Source organism: Gardnerella vaginalis, assembly GCF_001546485.1.
Classification (GTDB): Bacteria; Actinomycetota; Actinomycetes; order Actinomycetales; family Bifidobacteriaceae; genus Bifidobacterium; species Bifidobacterium vaginale_D.
In genome coordinates this window covers 1-2505 of record NZ_KQ956858.1, presented here as the reverse complement: position 1 = coordinate 2505, position 2505 = coordinate 1, and the positions used below count along the sequence as shown (strand labels likewise).

The following is a 2505-nucleotide window of genomic DNA, read 5'->3' as shown; positions in this document are numbered from 1 at the left end:
ATATTCATCAGCTTAGCTTTACACACTTTTGGGGCTATAACCCTTTTATTTTATCTGCGCATTATTTGCACATGTAACCTATTTTAGGATGCAAGAAAAGGTGCAAAAAGGTATAAGAATAGGCGAAGAACGTTGATATATCAACGTTTCACAAGTGGAGCGGACGACGGGAATCGGACCCGCGTAATCAGTTTGGAAGACTGAGACTCTACCATTGAGCTACGTCCGCAATTACGCACCGCATTCGCACGAAATATTTACGCACAAACAGCGACTTGTTCAAGTATACAGATAGTTGCGACATTGCCATTACCATTACTGCTAAAATCAATAGTAAAATCAACTTTTTGCTAAATTCTTACCCTTTATTAAGGTATTTTTGCTAATGTAGAACTGAAAAAGCACGTAAAAACATGTCTGGAGGATTTGTGGGACAGATTATCGTACGTGTATTAGCGAGTTTAGTATCAATTGCAACCGCTTTTACTATGAATGCTGTGGCACCTCAGCAATCTTCTGCACCTGTACATACTCGCAGTAATGCTGTTACTACAACTGCTAAGTCAAGTACTACAGCTGTTAAACCAATTATTCAACCAACGCCGTCTGGCGTAGTACGTCAAACTGCGCTTCAGGAAAACGAGTACGGTGCGCATTGGAGTGAAGCTGACGGTCTTGCCGCATTCCTTGATGGCAATGACAACGTGTTTGTGAAGAATGCTCAAGGCGTTATTGATGTTTCTGAACATCAGCATGAAATTGATTGGGATGCTGTAAAAAATTCCGGCGTAGATGGTGCGATTATTCGTATTAGCTACGGCTGGGATAACGGCTACGATAAGCAAGCGTTACGTAATATTCGCGAGTGCAAGCGTCTTGGTATTCCATTTGGTATTTACATGTATTCCTATGCCGAGAAAGCCGCAGATGGTGCTGCCGAAGGTGCAGATGTTGTAAATCTTTTGAAAGGTGCCGGAGTAAGCCCTAGTGACTTAACGTATCCGGTGTATTACGACTTGGAAAAGTGGAGTTGGAGTGGTCACCATCCACCGACTTCTCCATATGTATATCAGGACATTGTGGCTTCATGGTGGAATCAGCTCGTTTCTGCTGGTTACACTAAACTCGGTGTTTACTCATACACGAACTATTTGAGAGGACCACTCAATTCTCAGTATATTCATGAGCGCACTAGTTGGGTTGCAAGTTATGGTTCACGCGTTGGCTTCCCTATTACTACAGCATTGCGTGGCTGGCAGTATACGTCAAGCGGCAGTGTGAACGGCATTGCTGGTCGTGTAGATTTGAACGCATTCGGCATGGCTGATGGCGGCGAAATTAACGGCACTTCTGAATTTGGCACCACAACCTCATCTTCATCTCATGCCACTAACAATACAGAATATGCCGGCTTTGATGTTCAACAGTTGCCACTGATGGATCTTCCTAGTGGAGATTACTTCATCAATACTATGCTGAAAAGCACTTCAAGTATTGACATACCTGGTGCAAGTAAGTCAGATGGTACAACTATCCAATTGTATTCATGGAATAATTCCAACGCTCAAAAGTTTGCATTTGAGCGTCAAAATGACGGCACTTACGTGATCCGTAATAAGAATTCAGGTAAAGTTTTAGACGTCCGTTATGCTGCAGCAGCTAATGGTGCTGTTGTGTGGCAGTATGCCGCAAATGGTTCTCAAGCTCAGCGTTGGCTGATTCGTAATGCTGGCAATGGTTACTTTATTCAGTCTGCACTCGGCAACTGGGTGCTTGATATTGCTGGCGCAAATCGTGCTAATGGCACTCGTATTAGCTTGTATCGTCCAAACGGCACTAAAGCTCAACTCTTTGTTCCATCTTCTACTGATTTTGCTGCTAAGAACGGATTGCTTGTGAAGTCTGCAGTCAACAACAAAGTTGGTATGGATATTCGCTGGGGTTCGCTGAGTAATTCTGCACCGTTGCAAATCTATCAAAGCAATGGTTCTCAAGCTCAACGTTTTAGCTTTAAGCAAGTTGGTAATGGACTTTACACTGTTTTGAACGACAATTCTCACAAAGCAATCGATGTTCCTGGAGCTGCTACTGACAACGGTGTGAAGTTACAGCAGTATACTGCCAACGACACAGATGCTCAAACTTGGGCTTTGTGGAAGTATGCTGATGGCACATATGCACTGATTAGCATGTGCTCCGGTAAGGCTATCGATATTCCTAGCGCGAATGCTCATAATGGTCAGCGAGTTCAAATGTATACTCCAAACCATACTGCTGCACAGCGTTGGAAGATTGAGTAATAGCGACTTGCTGCATTACAAGTAACAAGAGTTTAGTTACTTAAGCGCATGTGAGTTTTGCTTGCACGACGACCTGTTTGAACGTTACAAAACATAGCGCTCAAGCAGGTCGTCAGTGTATATTAACACAACTTATTTCTAGTGTAGTAATGCATGTAGTAGTGGGGTTATTCCCCCAAAAGTGTGTAAAGCTAAGCTGATGAAT

General features: G+C 43.2%; 1 protein-coding gene and 1 tRNA gene. One reads left to right on the top strand and one right to left on the bottom strand.

Going from position 1 to position 2505, the window contains the following annotated elements; genetic code table 11:
* Window positions 1-155 precede the first annotated feature (155 nt).
* Window positions 156-229, bottom strand: a tRNA-Gly gene (locus tag HMPREF3208_RS03565).
* A gap of 184 nt (window positions 230-413) precedes the next feature.
* On the opposite strand from HMPREF3208_RS03565, the gene HMPREF3208_RS03560 reads away from it, so the two are divergent.
* Entirely contained in the window at window positions 414-2300 is a 1887-nt protein-coding gene (locus HMPREF3208_RS03560) for an RICIN domain-containing protein (protein WP_064347269.1), read from the top strand.
* Window positions 2301-2505 lie beyond the last annotated feature (205 nt).